Origin of the sequence: Streptomyces sp. SID5785, assembly GCF_009870065.1 — a bacterium.
In the GTDB taxonomy this organism is placed as follows: domain Bacteria; phylum Actinomycetota; class Actinomycetes; order Streptomycetales; family Streptomycetaceae; genus Streptomyces.
Genome location: NZ_WWIA01000543.1, coordinates 1 through 780, shown reverse-complemented (window position 1 = coordinate 780; position 780 = coordinate 1). Strand labels below are relative to the sequence as shown.

Annotated in this window: 1 protein-coding gene; it reads left to right on the top strand. The window is 66.7% G+C overall.

The annotated features are described in order from the left end of the window. Nucleotides 1-12: 12 nt before the first annotated feature. Nucleotides 13-780 (top strand): electron transfer flavoprotein subunit beta/FixA family protein (locus GTW43_RS17545; protein WP_161302964.1); only part of this gene is annotated, 768 nt, incomplete at its 3' end.

The window sequence follows — 780 nt, the reverse complement described above, 5'->3', positions numbered from 1 at the left end:
AGGAGAGCCGGCGTGAGCTTGAGGATCGTTGTCACCGTGAAGTACGTGCCGGACGCGACCGGCGACCGGCATTTTGCCGATGACCTGACCGTGGACCGTGACGACGTGGACGGCCTGCTCTCGGAGTTGGACGAGTATGCGGTGGAGCAGGCGCTGCAGATCTCGGAGAACTCGGACGACGATGTGGAGATCACCGTGTTGACGGTGGGTCCCGAGGACGCGAAGGACGCGCTGCGCAAGGCGTTGTCGATGGGTGCGGACAAGGCGATCCACGTCGAGGACGACGATCTGCACGGTACGGATGCGCTGGGTACGTCGCTGGTGCTGGCGAAGGCGATCGAGAAGGCCGGGTTCGATCTGGTGGTCTCCGGTATGGCGTCGACGGACGGTACGGCGGGTGTGGTTCCGGCGTTGCTGGCGGAGCGTCTGGGTGTGCCGCAGGTGACGCTGCTGTCGGAGGTCGCGGTCGAGGACGGCACGGTGAAGGGTCGTCGTGACGGGGATGCGGCATCCGAGCAGTTGGAGGCTTCGCTTCCGGCGGTGGTGTCGGTGACGGACCAGTCGGGTGAGGCGCGGTACCCGTCGTTCAAGGGGATCATGGCGGCGAAGAAGAAGCCGGTCGAGTCGTGGGATCTGGACGATCTGGACCTGGAGGCCGGGCAGGTCGGTCTCGAGGGTGCGTGGACGACGGTGGATTCCGCGGCCGAGCGTCCCGCGCGCACGGCGGGCACGATCGTCAAGGACGAGGGTGAGGGCGGTAAGCAGCTCGCCGAGTTCCTC